Origin of the sequence: Mycobacterium sp. (genome assembly GCF_035603715.1) — a bacterium.
Lineage (GTDB): Bacteria > Actinomycetota > Actinomycetes > Mycobacteriales > Mycobacteriaceae > Mycobacterium.
Genome location: NZ_DATNJW010000009.1, coordinates 1 through 2,948 on the forward strand (window position 1 = coordinate 1; position 2,948 = coordinate 2,948).

General features: G+C 68.1%; 1 protein-coding gene, 1 pseudogene and 2 riboswitches. The gene and the pseudogene both read left to right on the plus strand.

From position 1 onward, the window contains the following. Nucleotides 1-216: pseudogene (locus tag VN856_RS00235) on the plus strand (MerR family transcriptional regulator); the annotation flags it as partial. Nucleotides 217-283: 67 nt separating this feature from the next. Next, a riboswitch (glycine riboswitch) is annotated at nt 284-382 on the plus strand. Next, nucleotides 383-490: riboswitch (glycine riboswitch) on the plus strand. Between the two features lie 31 nt (nt 491-521). Next, nucleotides 522-2,948 (plus strand): aminomethyl-transferring glycine dehydrogenase (gene gcvP / locus VN856_RS00240; protein ID WP_325685128.1); only part of this gene is annotated, 2,427 nt, incomplete at its 3' end.

Sequence of the window (2,948 nt, forward strand, 5' to 3'; positions counted from 1 at the left end):
ACCACGGTTTACGAGTGCACCTCGGCCGAAGAAGTCGTCGACTTGCTGCAGGGCGGACAAGGCGTGTTCGGCATCGCTGTCTCCGGAGCGATGCGCGAGCTGACCGGCGCTATCGCAGATTTTCCCGGCGAGCGCGCCGACGACGGCGAGTCGATCGCCGCGCCGGAAGACGAGCTGGCCTCGCGGCGCAAGCACCGCGACCGCAAGATCGGCTGACTTCGGCCGTCATCTCGATGCCGCTGGCTACGCCGGCGGCATTCAGTCGGTAAACTCGACAACGCATCGTTCTTGCGCGGGAGAGTTCCGTGGCGGCCAGCCACGGACGCCGAAGGAGCAACACCTCTCCGTCAACCTCTCAGGCACCCCGGACCGCGCCAGACCCCGATGCCTCTGGAAAGCGGTGACTTTCGGGTCGCCCGCCCATGGGGAAAGACATTCGGATGTCGAATCTCTCAGGCGCCCGGTTCGGGTAGACGACAGAGGGGGAGGGCAAGCCTTCCCTGTTCGTCAGGAGTTCGCCAATGTCCGACCACACCAACCCGCTCTTCGCCGACCGGCACATCGGTCCGGACAGTGCTGCCGTCTCGGCGATGCTGGAGGTCATCGGGGTCGACTCCCTCGAAGAACTCGCTCGTCGCGCTCTGCCTGCGGGAATCCTCGACGGATTGACCGATTCCGGCGCCGCACCGGGCCTGGATCAGCTGCCGCCGGCGGCTTCCGAGGCCGAAGCGCTGGCTGAGCTGCGGACGCTGGCCGACGCCAACACGGTCGCGGTGTCGATGATCGGGCAGGGCTACTACGACACCTATACACCGCCGGTGTTACTCCGCAATATCTTGGAGAACCCGGCCTGGTACACCGCCTACACGCCGTACCAGCCCGAGATCAGCCAGGGCCGGCTGGAGGCGCTGCTGAACTTCCAGACCATGGTGGCCGACCTGACCGGCCTCGAGGTGGCCAACGCATCGATGCTCGACGAGGGGACCGCGGCCGCCGAGGCGATGACGCTGATGCATCGCGCGGTGAAAGGGAACGCCAACCGGTTGGCCGTCGACGTCGACGTGTTTGCCCAGACCGCAGCCGTGCTGGCCACCCGGGCCGAGCCGCTCGGCATCGAAATCGTCACCGCCGACCTGCGCGAGGGCCTGCCGGACGGGGAGTTCTTCGGTGTCATCGCCCAACTGCCGGGTGCCAGCGGCCGGGTCACCGACTGGTCGGCGCTGGTCTCGGAGGCGCACGACCGCGGCGCGCTGGTGGCCGTCGGCGCAGACCTATTGGCGCTGACGCTGATCACGCCGCCGGGGGAGATCGGTGCCGACGTGGCGTTCGGCAACACCCAACGTTTCGGTGTGCCAATGGGATTCGGCGGGCCGCACGCCGGATACCTGGTGGTGCACACCCAGCACGCCCGCCAGCTACCGGGCCGGCTGGTCGGTGTCTCTCAGGACGCCGACGGCTCACCCGCTTACCGGCTGGCACTGCAGACCCGGGAGCAGCACATCCGTCGCGACAAGGCGACCAGCAACATCTGTACCGCTCAGGTGCTGCTGGCGGTGATGGCCGCGATGTATGCGAGCTACCACGGCGCCGACGGACTGGCCGGCATCGCGCGGCGGGTGCACGGTCACGCCGACACGATCGCCGCCGCCCTCGGCGATGCGTTGGTGCACGACAAGTACTTTGACACCGTCTTGGCCCGGATTCCCGGCCGCGCCGACGAGGTGATCGCGGCGGCCAAGGCCAACAACATCAACCTGTGGCGGGTGGACGACGACCACGTGTCGGTGACATGTGACGAGGTGACCACGGACGCCCATGTGGCGACGGTGCTGGACGCGTTCGGTGTCACGGCGGCCGAGCCTGCCAGCGCGGGGATCGTGAACCGGACCTCGGAATTCCTGACCCACCCGGCGTTCACCCGCTACCGCACCGAGACGTCGATGATGCGGTATCTGCGCGCGCTTGCCGATAAGGATCTTGCGTTGGACCGCAGCATGATTCCGCTCGGCTCGTGCACAATGAAGCTCAACGCCGCGGCCGAAATGGAATCCATCACCTGGCCGGAGTTCGCGCGTCAGCACCCATTCGGGCCGGCCTCCGACACCCAGGGCCTGCGCAAGCTGATCGCCGACTTGGAGACGTGGCTGGTGCAGATGACCGGCTACGACGCGGTGTCGCTGCAACCGAACGCCGGGTCGCAGGGGGAGTACGCGGGCCTGCTGGCCATCCACGCCTACCACGCCAGCCGCGGCGAACCGCAGCGCGATGTCTGCCTGATCCCGTCCAGCGCGCACGGCACCAACGCCGCCTCCGCGGCGCTGGCCGGCATGCGGGTGGTTGTGGTTGCCTGCCGGTCCAACGGTGACGTCGACCTCGACGACCTGCGCGCCAAGATCACTGAGCACGCCGACCGGCTGTCGACGCTGATGATCACCTACCCGTCGACACACGGGGTGTACGAGCACGACGTCGCCGAGGTCTGCGCGGCCGTGCACGACGCCGGCGGCCAGGTCTACATCGACGGCGCCAACCTCAATGCGCTGGTCGGGTTAGCCCGGCCCGGCAAGTTCGGTGGCGACGTCAGCCACCTGAACCTGCACAAGACGTTCTGCATCCCGCACGGCGGCGGTGGTCCGGGCGTCGGGCCTGTGGCGGTGCGCTCACATTTGGCGCAGTTCCTGCCCGGCCATCAGCTGGCACCCGAGCTGCCGGCCGGTCGGCCGGTGTCGTCGGCGCCCTACGGGTCGGCGTCCATCCTGCCGATCAGTTGGGCCTACATCCGGATGATGGGCGCGAACGGTCTGCGGGCCGCGTCGCTGACCGCGATCGCCTCGGCCAACTACATCGCCCGCCGGCTCGACGAGTACTACCCGGTGCTGTACACCGGCGAGAACGGCATGGTGGCCCATGAGTGCATCCTGGACCTGCGGCCGATCACCAAGTCGACC